This is a genomic window from Acidovorax sp. FW305-C-20-28 (genome assembly GCF_058783375.1).
In genome coordinates this window covers 1-15,532 of record NZ_JBYSYM010000038.1, presented here as the reverse complement: position 1 = coordinate 15,532, position 15,532 = coordinate 1, and the positions used below count along the sequence as shown (strand labels likewise).

At 66.7% G+C, this 15,532-nt stretch carries 15 protein-coding genes; 8 read left to right on the top strand and 7 right to left on the bottom strand.

Annotation, left to right across the window (positions count from 1 at the left end; genetic code table 11):
* Positions 1–35 precede the first annotated feature (35 nt).
* Together AC3WOH_RS29885 and AC3WOH_RS29880 are read right to left on the bottom strand one after the other, a co-directional pair.
* Positions 36–1,460: a leucine-rich repeat domain-containing protein gene (locus tag AC3WOH_RS29885; RefSeq protein WP_492232931.1), complete on the bottom strand. Its 1,425-nt coding sequence runs from the start codon at positions 1,458–1,460 to the stop codon at positions 36–38.
* Between the two features lie 187 nt (positions 1,461–1,647).
* Positions 1,648–2,115 (bottom strand): hypothetical protein, encoded by a 468-nt coding sequence (locus AC3WOH_RS29880; protein WP_492232930.1) that lies wholly within the window; start codon positions 2,113–2,115, stop codon positions 1,648–1,650.
* A 205-nt stretch (positions 2,116–2,320) separates the two neighbouring features.
* Between AC3WOH_RS29880 and AC3WOH_RS29875 the strand changes: the two genes are divergently transcribed.
* A complete protein-coding gene (locus AC3WOH_RS29875) occupies positions 2,321–2,701 on the top strand; it encodes a hypothetical protein (RefSeq protein WP_492232929.1) in 381 nt (126 codons plus the stop codon).
* Between the two features lie 155 nt (positions 2,702–2,856).
* On the top strand, positions 2,857–3,288 hold the full coding sequence (locus AC3WOH_RS29870; RefSeq protein WP_492232928.1) for a hypothetical protein: 432 nt from the start codon (positions 2,857–2,859) through the stop codon (positions 3,286–3,288).
* A 30-nt stretch (positions 3,289–3,318) separates the two neighbouring features.
* On the opposite strand, the gene AC3WOH_RS29865 is transcribed toward AC3WOH_RS29870, so the two are convergent.
* A complete protein-coding gene (locus tag AC3WOH_RS29865; RefSeq protein WP_492232927.1) occupies positions 3,319–4,248 on the bottom strand; it encodes a LysR family transcriptional regulator in 930 nt (309 codons plus the stop codon).
* A gap of 108 nt (positions 4,249–4,356) precedes the next feature.
* On the opposite strand from AC3WOH_RS29865, the gene AC3WOH_RS29860 reads away from it, so the two are divergent.
* Together AC3WOH_RS29860 and AC3WOH_RS29855 are read left to right on the top strand one after the other, a co-directional pair.
* The gene (locus AC3WOH_RS29860) at positions 4,357–5,295 is read left to right on the top strand and encodes an SDR family oxidoreductase (protein ID WP_492232926.1); all 939 of its coding nucleotides are present in this window, start codon (positions 4,357–4,359) and stop codon (positions 5,293–5,295) included.
* Between the two features lie 36 nt (positions 5,296–5,331).
* Positions 5,332–5,805, top strand: coding sequence for an AtaL-like protein (locus AC3WOH_RS29855; protein ID WP_492232925.1), 474 nt, complete (start codon positions 5,332–5,334; stop codon positions 5,803–5,805).
* Between the two features lie 157 nt (positions 5,806–5,962).
* Here AC3WOH_RS29855 and AC3WOH_RS29850 read toward each other — a convergent pair whose 3' ends face one another.
* Positions 5,963–6,517, bottom strand: coding sequence for a hypothetical protein (locus tag AC3WOH_RS29850; RefSeq protein WP_492232924.1), 555 nt, complete (start codon positions 6,515–6,517; stop codon positions 5,963–5,965).
* Between the two features lie 566 nt (positions 6,518–7,083).
* The gene (locus tag AC3WOH_RS29845) at positions 7,084–8,127 is read right to left on the bottom strand and encodes a hypothetical protein (protein WP_492232923.1); all 1,044 of its coding nucleotides are present in this window, start codon (positions 8,125–8,127) and stop codon (positions 7,084–7,086) included.
* Positions 8,128–8,293: 166 nt separating this feature from the next.
* Here AC3WOH_RS29845 and AC3WOH_RS29840 point away from each other — a divergent pair, with 166 nt between their 5' ends.
* The 3 genes from AC3WOH_RS29840 (at position 8,294) to AC3WOH_RS29830 (ending at position 11,923) form a co-directional block, all read left to right on the top strand.
* On the top strand, positions 8,294–8,620 hold the full coding sequence (locus tag AC3WOH_RS29840) for a hypothetical protein (RefSeq protein WP_492232922.1): 327 nt from the start codon (positions 8,294–8,296) through the stop codon (positions 8,618–8,620).
* A gap of 380 nt (positions 8,621–9,000) precedes the next feature.
* Positions 9,001–10,659 carry a methyl-accepting chemotaxis protein gene (locus AC3WOH_RS29835; protein ID WP_492232921.1) on the top strand — a complete coding sequence of 553 codons (1,659 nt, stop codon included), beginning with the start codon at positions 9,001–9,003 and terminating at the stop codon, positions 10,657–10,659.
* A 388-nt stretch (positions 10,660–11,047) separates the two neighbouring features.
* Positions 11,048–11,923: a hypothetical protein gene (locus AC3WOH_RS29830; protein WP_492232920.1), complete on the top strand. Its 876-nt coding sequence runs from the start codon at positions 11,048–11,050 to the stop codon at positions 11,921–11,923.
* A 219-nt stretch (positions 11,924–12,142) separates the two neighbouring features.
* Here the strand turns inward: AC3WOH_RS29830 and AC3WOH_RS29825 are convergent, their stop codons facing one another.
* Positions 12,143–12,628 carry a hypothetical protein gene (locus AC3WOH_RS29825; RefSeq protein WP_492232919.1) on the bottom strand — a complete coding sequence of 162 codons (486 nt, stop codon included), beginning with the start codon at positions 12,626–12,628 and terminating at the stop codon, positions 12,143–12,145.
* Between the two features lie 280 nt (positions 12,629–12,908).
* Positions 12,909–13,838: a LysR substrate-binding domain-containing protein gene (locus AC3WOH_RS29820; protein WP_492232918.1), complete on the bottom strand. Its 930-nt coding sequence runs from the start codon at positions 13,836–13,838 to the stop codon at positions 12,909–12,911.
* A 162-nt stretch (positions 13,839–14,000) separates the two neighbouring features.
* Between AC3WOH_RS29820 and AC3WOH_RS29815 the strand changes: the two genes are divergently transcribed.
* Entirely contained in the window at positions 14,001–15,248 is a 1,248-nt protein-coding gene (locus tag AC3WOH_RS29815) for an MFS transporter (protein ID WP_492232917.1), read from the top strand.
* Positions 15,249–15,532 lie beyond the last annotated feature (284 nt).

The following is a 15,532-nucleotide window of genomic DNA, read 5'->3' as shown; positions in this document are numbered from 1 at the left end:
CTGCCTCGTCTTTCGGACCTCGCGGCCAGCGGCTATCACGCCTTCTTCTTGGCAAGCCGCGCAACCGTGGCCTCGTACGCCTCCAGCACATCGGCCCGCGCTTCTTCAGCCGCGTTGAAACGGCTGGCCAGGACCGCGGCATCGGCCTTGCTACCCAGTTGGCCGATGGCCTTGAAGATCTTTTTCATGAACGCGGCATCGCCGCCGATGATGCGCGGCTCCAGGCGCAGCAGGTCCATGACCGGCTCCACCAGCTGTGGAGCCCCGGTCTTGCCCACCACATCGAGCAGCTTCTTGTAGTGGTGCAGATGCGCTTCGGAAAAGCCTTCGCGCACATTGAAGAAGGCGAGGAACAGGTCGGTGTATGCCGGGCCGGCCACCTGCAGCAGCACGCGCATCACCATGGCGTGCTCGATCTCCAGCTTGCCTTTGGCAAAGTCGTCGTGCTCGGGGTGCGCCGCCAGCGCCTTGTAGAAGCACTCGGTCAGCGGCGCAATGGTGCGCTCGCCAAAACTGCTGAGCACGTCCACCAGCAAGGCCGCCTCCACCGAGTAGTGCGCGCGCAGGCCCTTGGCCACCATGGCGTGGAAGGTGCCTTCGGCCGGGTGGGCGAGCACGCCGCGCAGGGTCTCTTCGTCGAAGTGGCCGTGCACCAGGGTGGAGAAAGCCTCGCCCAGCAGCGCCAGGTCGGTGATGGCGTAGAGCGCCGGCCAATCCTTGGCCTTCATCAGGTCGGCCACGCGCCATTCCTCGGTGCGCTCGGCGCTGTTCACATAGGGATCCTCGGGCAGCAGCAGTTGCAACGCCTGCTGTTCCTCGCGCAGCGGGGCATCGGCGTAGAAGCGGGTGAACTTGCGGCCCGCCAGCGGCACCAGGCTGGCAATCGGGTTGTCCTGCACTTCCAGGTCCACCACCCAGGGGCACGCGGTCAGCGGAGTCAGGTCGCGGACCTTGTTGCCCCGCAGACCCAGCCGGGCCAGGCGGGGATAGCTCTGAACGAAAGACAGGTCGGTGATGCCGTTGCCCGACAGGTCCAGGTGCTCTAGGCGCGGCAGGTCCAGCCCGGCCGGGAACGCCGTGAGCTTGCAATTGAAGAAGAACAGCGATTCCAGCGCCCCAAAGGCGTTCAGGTCCTCGAAGTCGGCGCACGCACAACCATCGATCGAGATATGCCGCAGGTGGGGCAACGCACGCAAGGCCTTGAGGTTGGTGAAGTTCAGGCGGTCCAGCTTCAGGTAGCGCAGGCCGGTGATGTGGGCAATGCGCGCCAGGTCCACGGGTTCGGCCATCTTGCTGCTGCGCAGCGTGAGATCCATGACATCGTCGCAGCCGGCGATCTGGTCCAGGTCCTCACTGGTGAACCGGTCCAGGCGCAGGTTCTCGGCGTGGTTGAGCACGCTGATGGGGGAAGAGAGGCGGTCGGTCCATTTGGATTTGGATTTGGATTGTGCGATGGCCATGGGGGCTGGGGGCTGTGGTCAGGATGTTTCATCCGATCATAGGGAGCCTGTGGGCGGCTGGCTGGACATGTTGTCCAGCGGGCGCATCGCTCCAATCGGACAGCCACTCAGGCAGTCCCAGGCCCAGGGCCATCTCTGCGCCCATGGACACCATCAAGGGCAAGACCTCTCGATGGGTACACCAAGCTCATCCGAAAAGATCCGCTATGCGCCCGCTGGGCAGCCGCACCTTCATCTGTGCGCCGGGAAATTCGGCGAGACCGTCTTCGATGAACCTGAGCGATCTGGCAAACGTCTCTTCCAGCGGAACAGGCTCACCATCGTCGTCAAAGCCTTCCGCTTCGTCCAGGACGACAAGCCGGGACAGGTGTCCAGACAGCATCTGAAACAACGCTAGAACCTGCCGATGCACAACAGGTCCGGCAAACTGCGTTTTACAGAACTCTGAGAATCGCCTCGTCTCCGAGAACCGGATGTGCAGTGGCTCGCAGTCGGGGTGAGGGAGGAGCGCCAGGCCGTCTCTCCTGAGCAGTTCCGGCGGTGTTTCCGGCGTTTCCCAGCCGAACCGATGCGCGAAAAGGAGACAGTCTTGAAAAGCGTCAGCGATGCTGTCCTCGGACTTCGCCCGACCAGCGTAGTGAATGGTAATTCCCATGGTGTGTTTGGTGAAACTTGAGGTACTTTAGCCTGTACCAGCACGCACGCTGCATGCAGTACCGGTGGGCGAGTCTCGGGGTTGCTCAATCCGGATGCGCTGCGAGGCCTGGCGGCTTGCGGACCAGCACTGGGGCGGTTCCCAGGCATGCCACACCGCCCACCCATCCACTCGCCGAACGCACAACCCTGCACCAACTACCCCAATGGACTTGAGCAACAAAGACATATTCCTTGCACGGGTCGATACGATTTGCAAACGCCCAGGCATGTACGTGGGAACGGAAAGCCTTCGTGATGTCGCAATCTATCTGGACGGAATGTATGACGGACTGACAGGCAACGTCGATGGTGAATACCTCACTCAAACATGGTGCCGCTGGCTCGAGGGCCATTACATGGTGCGCCACCAAGCGCAGCCCTGGACGCAAGTCCTTTGCGATCTGCTTGGCTCCAACGAGGCGGCTTTGGCCGCATTGCCCGGCCTCTATCGCGAGTTCTTCCAGGACCTGGACAGCCTCGGTGAGGAAGGCATCGAGCAACGCAACTTGCAGCGATTCATTGCAAGGCGCTCATCGGGCAACTGACCTGCCATGGAACATGGGCCCAACCCACCTTGTTGGACGGCCCTGTTGCGTCCCGGAAACTGCAGTGCTGCTGCACGGTAGAGTACACCCGGCCATTTCAGGAGCCCATCTTGCTATCGGACCACGCCATCGACCACGATGTCCAAGGCCTTGCCTTGGCCCGCATTCGTCGCCGCTCGCGTGGCTCGCAGGAATGGAAGCACACGTTCATCGGTGAGCTCCACCCGGGCATCGCGCACCGGCTCACATTGCCTGCTGGCGAACTGCCCATTGCCTGCGGCTTCATGGGCGACAGCAGCTGGTGGCTTGTCACCACGCGCCGCATCACCAGCCTGCATGCGGGCCAGCAGCGCACACTGGACCCACGCAGCGACAGCATCACAGCCACCTTCGGCCATGGCCCCAAAGGTACTGCCCATGACTTTGGGTCAGCGGCAGCAGGGACCACTCCGGCCACAGGCTTGGCGACGGTCACGGCAACCGATGGGCGGCAGCTGCGCCTGGAATTCGAGACAGGCCCAGCCTGCATGGTGCCCATTCAAGCTTGCCACTTCTGGCAGAGCGCCACGGGCTTGCACCGCCCGTAGCCCCGTATAGTACGGATCGTTGGCCCTGCGTCATGCCCCCACATACACCGCCAACTCCTCCGGCGCCCCCTTCGAAAACGCCGCCTTCAGGTGTTCCAGAAATGCCGACACCCGCGCACTGAGCAGCCGGCGCGAGGGGTACAGCGCCCACAGCTCGATGGCGGGCCCGGGCACATCGCCCCAGTGCACCAGGGTACCGGCCGCGATGTCGTGGCCGACCAGGGAGATGGGCAGGCGCGCCACCCCCACGCCGCGGCGCACGGCGTCGCGCACCATGATGAGGGAGGCGAGGCTGAGCACGGGATCGATGGCGAGGGTCTGGGTGGTCGCAGGGGCCTTGCTTCTGGCTTTTGCGGGCACTGCCATTGCCCATGGGGCGGCTTGCAGCGCCCCCGTGCCGCGCACCACGGCGGGTACGGCAACCGCGCTGCCGCCCTTGCGCGGCCGTGCCAGGCCGGGCGGCGCCACCACCACCAGGCGGTCGCGCAGCAGCACGCGGCCGACCAGGCTGGCATCAGGGGCCGGGTTGACGCGGATCACCAGGTCATAGCCCTCCTCTACCATGTCCACGCTGCGGTCCTCGGTGGTCACCTCCAGCCGCACCGTGGGGTAGCGCAGCGCAAAGTCGGCCGCCAGCCGGCCCATGGCAGTTTGCGAAAACAGCAGCGGCGCGCTGATGCGCAGGCGCCCTCGCGGCTGCTCCCCGCCCGAGGCGATGGCGGCGGCAGCCTCGTCGATCTCGGTGAGCAGCGCGCCGGTGCGCTCGTGCAGGGCGCGGCCTTCTTCGGTGAGCTTCACGGCGCGCGCGCCGCGCTCCAGCAGGCGCAGGCCCAGCGCGGCTTCCAGCTCGGCCACGCGGCGCGACAGCGTGGCCTTGGGCCGCCCCGACTCGCGCGCGGCGCGCCCAAAGCCGCCGTGGCGGGCGACGAGGTTGAAGTCGGCAAGGGCGTGCAGGTCCATGGCGCAGTGTTCCGCTGTTGAGACAGTGCGTCCAACTATAACGGCTATCGGATCATGGATGGGATCTCTAAAGTTCGGGCTGTCAACCACCCAACCCGGAGAAATTCCATGACCACCGTTTCTGCTTCTACCGCTTCCTCTGCCTCCAACGCTTCTTCTTCCTCCCCCGCCATCCTCGTCACGGGCGCCACCGGCACCGTGGGCAGCCAGGTGGTGCAGCAACTCGCCCGGCGCGGTGCCAACGTACGTGCACTGGTGCGCGATGTGGCCAAGGCCGGCGACCTGCCTGCCGGCGTGACTGCCGTGCAGGGCGACCTGCTCGACGTGGATTCGCTGCGCGCCGCGTTCCAGGGCGTGGACACCTTGTTCCTGCTCAACGCCGTGGTGCCCGACGAGTTCACGCAGGCCCTGGTGGCACTGAACCTGGCGCGCGAAGCGGGCATCACGCGCATCGTCTACCTCTCGGTCATCCACGCCGACCGCTATGTCAACGTGCCGCACCTCGCGGGCAAGTACGGCGTGGAGCGCATGATCGAGCAGATGGGCTTTGGCGCCACCATCCTGCGCCCGGCCTATTTCATGGGCAACGACTGGACCGTCAAGGACGTGGTGCTGGGCCATGGCGTGTACCCCATGCCCATCGGCGCCAAGGGCCTGGCCATGGTGGACACGGCCGACATCGCCGAGGTGGCCGCCATCGAACTGCTGCGCCGCGCCCAGGCCGCAGGCCCGCTGCCCACCACGCGCATCAACCTGGTGGGCCCCGACACCCTGACCGGCGCCGCCGTGGCCGCCATCTGGGCCGAGGTGCTGGGCCGCCCCATCGTGCACGGCGGCGACGACACCGCTGCCTTCGAGGCCAACCTGCGCAACTTCATGCCCGGCTGGATGGCCTACGACATGCGACTGATGGCCGAGCGCTTTCTCACCGACGGCATGGTGCCCGAGGCCGGCGACGTGGACCGCCTGACCGCGCTGCTGGGCCGGCCGCTGCGCAGCTACCGCGACTTTGCCAACGGCGTTGCTGCAGCCGCCCACCAGGCTTGAGCCCCGCGCCCCCTCAACAAACACAGGAGCATCACCATGATCTATTCGACCGCCACCGTCCCCGTCAACCCCGCCGGCGAGGCGCCTCTCACCCGCGGCCAGGCTTGGGCAGGGCTGGTCCTCAAGGCCCGCGATGCGCGCCAGTTCCTGCCCCCTGGCCTGTGCACGCGCTGCGACGTGGTCTACGACGGCGCCGACCACATCGTGCGCGAGGCCACCATCGGCGGCGCCGAGCTGCGCGAGATCATCGCCTTCGAGCCCGGCCACAAGGTGAGCTTCTTCCAGGCCACGGGCCCGCGCGAAGGCGTGATCGTCAACGAGCTGTTCGAGGACGAATCAGGGGCCCTGCAACTGCGGTTCTATTGCTACACAGGCTTGCGCGGCAAGCAGCCCGGCGGCCCCGAGGAGCAGGCCGAGCAGGCATGGATGGACAGCGACAAGGGCTACAAGACGGCGCTGCTCTCCACCCTGAAGCGCACGCGGGAGCTGGTGGCGCAAGGGCTGCTCTAAGCGCGCGGGCACCCGAGCAGAGGGGATCGCGCGGCCTGGCAGTTCACGCCCACCGGCTCCGTGAGCGCCACAGACGCCACTTGCGACACCGCCCAGGCACGGGTGGGGGGGCGAATGGCCAAACAGGCCGCACAGCGCGTACGGTGCCGGGCCTGCCTCACTGTTCGTCTTCGGGGCGCAGCGGAGTGTGCGACCAGGGCAGGTATGCCAGCAGCGCCAGAGCTTCGCTGTCGAACTCCTGGCGATAGTGGTGCTGGTGGGGAAACGACATGTCGGTATCGCCCCGCGCAAAGCCCAGTGCGTCAAGCACCGCTGCGTACCCGGCCAGTGGCCCATAGGCGAACAGCTGGTTGTGCCGATCCCAGACCACGGTGGCCCGCTGCGCGGCCGAGTGGGCCCACAGGTCGAACCGTGCATCCGATGACAGGTAGGCGCCGAAGCGGTGCATGAAATCCTCGAACTGCGCTCTGGACAAGGGCGGGCTCTGGTAGCGTCCCGCATCGCCTTCGCCCCGCGGTGTGTGCAGCACGTACAGCAGGAAGTACGGGGGGCCCAGGCTGGCGACAAGCTGCGCAAAAGGCGCAGGGTCACCGCCGGGCACGCCCGCCAGAAGGCGCTCGCCGGGTTGCCACTCCATCGGCGCCAGGCGGTAGGTGGCGCTGTGGGAATGGGGGATCCAGTGGCCATCGATCGGACGGGACAATTTGTGCATGGTGGGATTGGTGGACGGAGAAAGAATGCAGTTGGCGCAGGCGGGTACGATACTGCCAGGAACGCTGCTCGGCCACTCTGCCGTGCTCGCTTTTCAACCAAAGCGCACCCGGGTTCGAAGCGCCATGCGACCATTGAGGTGTGTCAACCCGCTGGTCGGGCAGGACAGCAGCAGTCGCCTTTCGTGCAAGCCTGTCGAGGTTTGGGGTGTCGATGCCATGGAACCCATTCACGATCGATGAGACAGCATCGTGGTCCTGTCCGACGATCCGCCAGCGGCGCTGTTCTTGACGCCCCTCCTCCAGGCAACCGAGGTGAAACGGGTCTGCCAAGGCGTGTCCCACAAGGCGATGCCGCTGTCCTGTCGGCTTCCTGCTCCATGAACCCACCAGCACGCCCGGCTACGAAGCCATCCCCGCTTTGAGCGACATCCATTCATGCGTTCATGAGACCCGGCTGCTCGTCCCTCGGGGCGGCAATCCAGCAGGTGCTGGCTTCACGTCCAGCGAGCGACCGCACCATTGACCGAAAGAACCCCAAAGATGCCCGCCGCTGGGCGGCGAGCGGCTACCGATCCTTGCGCGGAATGGCGATCGGTTTGCCGCCCTGGCCCTGCTGCTTTCCACCGCCCACGGGGTTCTCGCCAAAGGCCACCTTCTCGCTGCGCATTTCGTTCAACAGCAGGATGAAGAAGGGCTTGAGCGGCAGGAAGTCGAAGTCCTTGTCCACCACCAGGAAGCGCGGGATGGCTTTGCCGGTCAGCCCCTTGGCGCTGCTGCTGCCGGCCTGCACCTGGCGAAAGCGCCGGGCGCCCGGCTCGGCCTGCAGGGTTTTGAACTTGCGTGCCGGAAGATCGGCACGGGCCACCACGAAGTCGGTCTGCGCTTTGAAGCGCACCCAGGTGGCTCCCTCGCTCGGGATGTTGGTGGAATTGGCGCTGGCTGTCTCCAGCACGCTGCCCGTGGGGCTGCGCGGCGTGGGCGGGCCCATGATGGACAGGCGCAGCTCCAGCTGGTAAGAGGTCTCGCTGCCCACGTTCTTCACCAGCACGTCCAGCTCGCGCCGCGAGCCCGGTACCGCCTTGAAGTCGATGAACTTCAGGTTGGAAAACGGGTTGGGCGGTGTCGGCTTGTCCGGCAGGGCAATGGGCGCCACCTTGGGCGTCTGGGCCGTCTCCCAGGTGAAGGTGTTGTCGTCCTCATTGGATTCGGGGACGGCCAGGTACACGTCGGCCTTGAAGCGGAACCCGTGCTTGGCGCCAAAATCGTCCTTGGGCATGCCTTTGGGCAGCTGCATGGAAAAACTCTTCATGTAGACATTGCCATCGGGGTGGGCGTCCAGCCCGTCGACCGAGAAGGGGGCCAGCATGTGCAGCGTGCCTGTCGAAGCCGTCTGGCCCTTGAACACCTCGAACGACACCTGGAACCCACCCGCCTTGGCTGTGGGCTGCTTCACATCGAAGTCGCCCGGGCCAAAGGGCGAGTTGGCCTTGTTGTTGGCGTTGGCCACCGTGACCTGAGCAAACCAGGGCTGCTCCGGGTCATAGCACGCCATGTCGGGCGTGGCTTCGTTCAGGCCATCGAAGAAGATCTGCAGGTTGGGCTGTGGCATGTGCGTCCCTCGTGTGGTGGATGGTGGTTGCCCCGGGCGGGCCAGTGCAGCCGCGCATGGTGGCACGCGCCCCTGGCAGCAGCAAGGCCGAAACTGTCTCCGACTGTTAATCCAATCGGGCCGCTCCACGCCTGAGCCGCCATGCGGCCGCTGCACAATACGCCCCATGCCCAGGCGCGCGCACCACAACGTCTATGTCATCGAACTGTCGATGGCCGTACTGCGCGAGCGCAAGTTCCTGCGCTGCAACCCCGGCTACATCGAGGGCAAGCCCTGCGTGTATGTGGGAATGACCGGGCTGGACCCCGATGTGCGCTTTGACAAGCACAAGGCCGGCATCCAGGCCAACCGCTTTGTCATGCTGTACGGCCTGCGCCTGCTGCCCGACCTGTACGAGGGCTTCAACCCCATGCGCTACGACGATGCGGTGGAGCGCGAGATCGAGATCGGCATCGACCTGCGCTCGGCAGGCTTCGGCGTCTGGCAGGCGTGAAGTGAAACACCCCCTGAGGCGCTGCGCGCCTCGGTGTGTCCGCCAGAGGCGGCCACTCTTCGGGCACGTCCAAGCCTGCGCAGGCAGGCTTGGAGCCGCGGCCCTCAGCCCCTCTCTCGGCTTGCTGCGCAAGCCGGGAAGGGGACGCTCCCGGTGCACGCAAGCGAAACGCCGCCTACGCGGCTTGGCGGCCCTTGCACGGGAGCACTGGCCTTGGCCGCGCCAGTTTCAGGCGTCGATGCCAAGCTTGGGGGAGCTTGGCATGGCTGCGCCTATTTGGTGCGCTGATTGACGCCAGTCAAGCAGAGGTTGACCTTCGTCAAGGCGCGCCGCCAGGGAGGCTCGGACAATCGAGCGCATCGTCCAGCGGAGCTTTTTCCATGCGCCAGAACCTGCCAGTCACCGGACAGGAGTATCCCGTCCCCAAGGGCCAGACCCTTGTTTCCACCACCGACACCAAAGGCCGCATCACCCACTGCAACGCGGCCTTCGTGGCGGTCAGCGGCTACACGCGCGAGGAGCTGCTGGGCCAGCCGCACAACCTGATCCGCCACCCGGACATGCCCGAGGAGGCATTCCGCGACATGTGGGCCACCATCGCCTCGGGCCGGCCCTGGTCGGCCCCCGTGAAGAACCGGCGCAAGAATGGCGACCACTACTGGGTGATGGCCAATGCCACGCCGCTGCTGCACAACGGCCAGCCCGTGGGCTACATGTCGGTGCGCACCGAGGCCACGCGCGCGCAGATCGAGGCGGCCGAGCAGCTGTACGCCACCATGCGCCAGGAAAAGCAGGCCGGTCAGCGCGTGCACGGGCTGAGCGCCGGTCGCGTGCTGCGCCACACGCTGGCCGGGCGCGTGGCGCACGGGCTGACCACGCTGGGCCTGTCGACCCGTCTCGCCCTGGCGCTGCTGGTGCTGCTGGTGGTTTCGCTCGCCGCCAGCATGTCGCGGCAACTGCTGCCACCCGGCACGGCCGGGTGGGTACTGCTGCAGCTGGCACTGTTCGGCGCGGCCTGGTGGTACCTGGCGCGGCAGCTGGTGCGACCCATCGCAGGCCTCACGCTGGCGGCCAACCGGGTGGCGGCCGGCGACCTGACGGCCACCGTGCGCCGCAGCCGCAACGATGAACTGGGCGACCTGGAGCAGGCGCTGGGCCAGTTGTCCTTCAACCTCTGCGCCATCGTGCGCGATGCCCGTGACGAGAGCGAATCCATGCGCCTGGGTGCGCAGGAGATCGCCCAGGGCAACCTGGACCTGTCGGCACGCACCGAATCGCAGGCCTCCAGCCTGGAGCAGACCGCCGCCGCCATGGAAGAGATCACCGGCACCGTGCGCCAGAGTGCCGACGCGGCCCGCCAGGCCACCGGCCTCGCGGCCCAGGCCAGCGCAGCCGCCGACCGCAGCCACGACGCCGTGGACAGCGTGGGCCAGACCATGCGCGACATCGAGGCCGACTCCACGCGCATCGGCGAAATCACCCAGGTGATCGACTCCATCGCCTTCCAGACCAACATCCTGGCGCTCAATGCCTCGGTCGAGGCCGCCCGCGCCGGCGAGCAAGGCCGCGGCTTTGCCGTGGTGGCCGGGGAGGTGCGCGCCCTGGCCCAGCGCAGCGCCCAGGCGGCGCGCGAGATCAAGGGCTTGATCGACCAGTCGGCTCACCGCGTGGAGCAAGGCCAGCAACGCACCCAGGCAGCCCGCGCCACCATGGCCGAGGTGGTCGAGGGCGTGCGCCGCGTGAGCGCCATCGTCGGCGAGATCAGCCACGCCAGCCAGGAGCAACTGGCCGGCATCTCCGAGGTCAACACCGCCGTGGGCCAGCTCGACACCATCACCCAGGACAACGCAGCCCTGGTGGAGCAGGTGGCCGCCGCGGCGCAGGGGCTCACGCGCACTGCGGGGGCGGTGACGGAGGCGGTGCAGGTATTCCGGCTGGAGGCGGCGTCTCCACAGGCGCGCACTGCGATGCAGGCGCCACGCCAACCGCTTGCCAGGCCGCAGACGCATCCACATCGCAGGGCACTGTCGGTTGGGTGACGCGGCCCAGCGCCCGGCGCGACCCTGCCCCACTTAGATCCGCCTTGTGGAGGCAGGTTCTGCCGCATGCGGCGCTCCTTGACGCAGGGAGCCTGGCAGAAAGGTGTAACTGCGTGTGTGCGTGCACCGCAAAGCCCAAGGTGGTTGGCGGGGCGCTGCGGGTGCTCCGGCATATGTACCAACAGAGCGGCGCGGCCTTGCCAGCCGCGCAGGCATTGGGTTTGGCAGGCGGCGGCAGGCCAAGCACAGCAAACAAATCCCGTGCAGCGCACGGCTCCAAAAGGGGGCCTGAGTGGATTGGTACGGATACGACAGATGCCACCAGGGCGTGGTTACGGGCGGCTACGATCCCGCCACCCAAAACCACTGATAACAAGGGATTTCGTTCATGAGGGCATCATCCAAAACCATCTGCGCCGCGATTGCGGCGGCCACGTTGTCGCTATCCGCTTCGGCGGCTATAGGCGTCGATCTCACCAATTCGGGCTACCAGACCGAGGCGGTCGACAGCTTCACCGTCAAACGCCTCAAGGTGCCTGGCGCAGGCGAGTGGGACGTCACCTTCAAGTGGGACCCGCAGTCCCTGCACTTCGTGCCCCAGGCCGTAGTGGCCAGCACCGCGGCCCAGCTCAGGATTTCGGGCCCGACCACGGTGAACGAAGGCGGCACCATCACCCTGGCTGCTGCCGTGCAGAACGCCGATGGCAGCACCACCCCCACGGTGGCCGTGTGGAGCGTGGTGCCCGCCTCGGCTGGCACCATCTCGCCCCAGGGTGTGTTCCTGGCCGCCAGCCAAACGGCAGACGTGAGCGCCGTGTTCACTGCCAGCGTGCTGCTGCAGGGCAAGACCATCACCAGCACCTACACGGTGAAAGTCGCCAATGTGGCCGCCGCCGAGCGCACTTGTGCAGGGGCCTTGTCCAACAACAGCAACGGTATGCTGCTGGCTGACTTCCGCGTGAACCCCGAGGCGCAGAAAGTCAGCATGCTGCTCACTGCGGCATCGGGCAACCCCAACTTCCTGAGCGGTAGCCTGCTCTTCGTTCAGGGCACGACCTCTATCGACGTATCGCCCTACCACTACGACGCCGACACGGCGCTCTTCACCCCTTCAGGCGGCTGGTCCGGCATCGGCACCATCGCCTCGCCCGCACAAAAGGAAGCCGTGTTCTCGGCCTTCCCCTCCAGCATCAACCTGGCGCAGCCGTTCCAGGTCCGCTATGCCGGGATAGCTGGGGCACCAGGCACCATTGCCTGCAACTGAGCGCAGCCGGCGGCCCACCACTCACACCCCGCCTGCAGAGGCGGCTGATGCGGCCTCCGCAGGCGGGGTGTGCCCTTTCACGGTTCATGCGCCGCTGAGAGTCTGCGAACTGGCTGTATGACGATACCGCAGCCACTATTGCCTTGTAGCTTCGGTGACCGTCAGCGAATGGCCCTCGGACACCAGCGACCTCCTTGGCAAAAGGGGCGGCAATGGCGTTCACGCATCCCGCGCTTCGCACAGGCTTGGTCTTGCACCGGCCACTTCCGCCAGCCTTCCCAGTTCCCCCACCTGCCACCGAAATTCGTCTGCAAACGCCTCCCGGTCCATCACCGCGCTCCCCCCATACACGTACACCGACGCATACGCCGCGTAGCTGGCGGCATCCAGTGCCCGCCCCGCCAGCGCATGCGCCACTGCGTTCGTGGCCGACACCGCAGCATGGGCCGCACCATCGATCGACTTGGAGCCTGGATGGCTGCGCGCCACCAACGCCACCTCGGCACAAGCAGCCTTCAGGGCAGCCGCATCCAGCAGCCCCGCGACAAAGGCGCCAAGACAATCCAGCGCTACCACAGCGCGCACATCCTCCAGCAGATGACGCACCCGCTCCACGCAGGCCAGCCCGAAAGCGTGGCGCAGCCATGCACAGGATGGATCCGCCAGGCCCAGCGAACGGGCCAATGCCGCAAGTTCTTCGTTCATGAGCAGGAGCCCTCGCAACTGTGAGGGCACCATCATCCACCCATCCACCCATCCACCCATGCACCCGTATCGCAAAACGCGCGGGGGCGGCAAGCCAAGCACACTGCGAGCGGATAGCCAGTGTGCTGTCCCGCAAATAGGGGGTACAAGTAAAACCGATGGATTTCGCGCCATGGCAAGGCGCAAACCGCAGCGATAGCGGGTGCTATCGCGAGGATTTGCAACGCCGCCATGGTGTGAAAGACGCGGTTTTAGTACCACTTTTTTGTGGGACAGCACACTAGCCCCGCTCCGCCTTTGCCGTAGCCACCAACCACTCCTTGAGCGCCCGCGCCGCAGGCCTGAGCACCCCACCCCGCCGGTGCACCAGGTAATACCCCTTCCCCACCCCCAAGCGCATGGCAGGAAATGGCTCCACCAACCACCCCTCCCGCAACTCCACCTCGGTCAGGATGGCACTGCTCAGCACCACCCCCTGCCCATGCCGCGCTGTCTCCAGCGCCATCATGCTCTGGTCAAAATGCTGGCCTGCGATGGCATCCACCTGCTCCCCCGACAACTGGCTGAAGCGCTGCAGCCAGGGCTTCCAGTACGGCAGCAAGGTCGTGTGCAGCAGCGTGGCGCGGGCCAGGTCGTCGGGGGTCTTGATGCGCAGGCGGCGCAAATAGTCCGGGGCGCAGTACAGGCGCGCCTCATCGGGGTACAGCAGCGTGCTGCGCAGCGCTGCGTCCTTGCCGTCGAAGTAGCGGATCGCCAGGTCCACCGGCTCGCGCTCGAAGTCGCTGAGCGCGGTGGTCGCGCCCAGGTGCAGCGACACATCGGGCCGGTGCTGCAAGAACGCCGCCATGCGCGGCGCGAACCACTTGGCCGCCAGCGTCGGCGGCATCGACAGCCACACCGCGTTGCGCTGCTGCTGGGCCTGCGCCTGCTGGCGCTGCTGTTCGCGCAGCTCCACGCTGGCCTGCTCGATGCGTGCCAGCGCCGGGCCCACGCTGCCCCAGTAGGCCAAGGCCTGCGCCGTGGGCTGCACCTGGCGCACCGAGCGCACGAACAGCGGCGTGCCCAGCCACTCCTCCAGGTTCTTGATCTGCTGGCCCACGGCGCCAGGGGTCACATGCAGCTCCTGCGCGGCCAGGCTGAAACTGGCGTGCTTCATCGCCGCGTTGAAGGCGAGCAATGCCTTGATGGGGACGGAAGGGGTCGTGCTCATGGGAAATAGCCGGTGGTTATAGTGCATATTTTCTGCACCATGTCGCAAATTTAATCGATTGTCGGAAAAGGACGGCGCCACCACAATCCGCCATACAGATTGGCCCTCTGCGCCCTGCGCGCCCGCGGCCACCCCACAACAACAGTCCAGAGATTTTCGTCCATGCCGGAACCCAGCAGCAGCAGCAGCAGCGCCACTCCCACCAACCCCTGGCTCATCGTCGCCGTGGCCGCGGCCATCCTCATGGTCACCATGGGCTCGCGCCAGTCGCTGGGGCTGTTCCTCTCGCCCATCAACACCCACACCGGCCTGGGCGTGGCCAGCATCAGCTTTGCGATGGCCATTGCGCAGCTCGTCTGGGGCGCGGTGCAGCCCGTCTTCGGCGCCGTGGCCGACCGCTGGGGCCCGGGCCGCGTCATCGTGCTCGGTGCCGTGCTGCTGGCCGCGGGCTCGGCGCTCACCACCCAGGTCACCAGCCAGTTCGGGCTGATCTTCGCCATCGGCCTGCTCAGCGCGGCGGGCGCCGGGGCGGGCAGTTTCTCCATCCTCATCGGCGCCACGGCGCAACGCATTCCGGCCGAGCGCCGCTCGTTCGCGGGCGGCGTCATCAACGCGGGCGGCAGCGCGGGGCAGTTCGTCTTTGCGCCGCTCAACCAGGCCATCATGTCGGCCTTCGGCTGGATGAGCGCCATGTGGACCATGGCCGTGCTCGCCCTCACCACCGCGCCCATGGCCTGGTGGCTGCGCGGCAGCAGCAAGCCGCAGAGCGCGGGCAATGGCGCCAGCAGCGACAACGCCATGACCCTGCGCCAGCAGCTGCGCGTGGCCCTGCGCGACCGCAGCTACTGGTGCCTGCACGCGGGCTTCTTTACCTGCGGCTTCCACATTGCCTTCCTCGTCACCCACATGCCCGGCGAGGTCGCGCTCTGCGGCCTGAGCCCCAACGTCGCCGCCACCTCGCTGGCCATCATCGGCCTGGCCAACGTGGCCGGCAGCCTGGCCGCCGGCGCCCTGGGTTCGCGCGTGCGCATGAAGATGATCCTGTTCTGGATGTACGCCTCGCGCGCCGTGGCCGTGCTGCTCTACCTGGCCGCCCCCAAGGACGCCTGGACCTTTTATGCTTTCGCCGCCGTGCTCGGCGCCACCTGGCTGGCCACCGTGCCGCCCACCGCGGGGCTTACTGCCAAGCTCTTCGGCACCCGCTACCTGGCCACCCTGTTCGGTCTGACCCTGCTGAGCCACCAGATCGGCGGCTTCTTCGGTGCATGGCTCGGGGGGCTCACGGTGGTGAACACCGGGGCCTACACGTGGATGTGGTGGGCGGATGCGGTGCTGGCGTTGGCTGCGGCGCTGGTCAACCTGCCGATCAAGGAGGCGCGGGTGGTGCGGCAGCAACCGGCGGCGGCTTGAACGGCCGCCCCCTCAGCGGCTGGCTGGCATCACTGGCGGTTTTCGGCGATGGATGCTGCGTGTTTTGATTGAGGGCGGAGGCCGGGTCTCGGCCCGGCGGCCGAGGTACCTTTCTTTGCGTCGCCAAAGAAACATACCCCAAAGAAAGGCGACCCCGCTGCCCGTGTCCCCCTCGCCGGGGGCGAGGGGGCAGCCTGCGATGCTCGATCCTGGGGTGTGCCGCAGAACTCGCTGCGTTCTTCGAACTCCGCTCAAACAGCTGCGGCAAGCTTGACAACGATGCG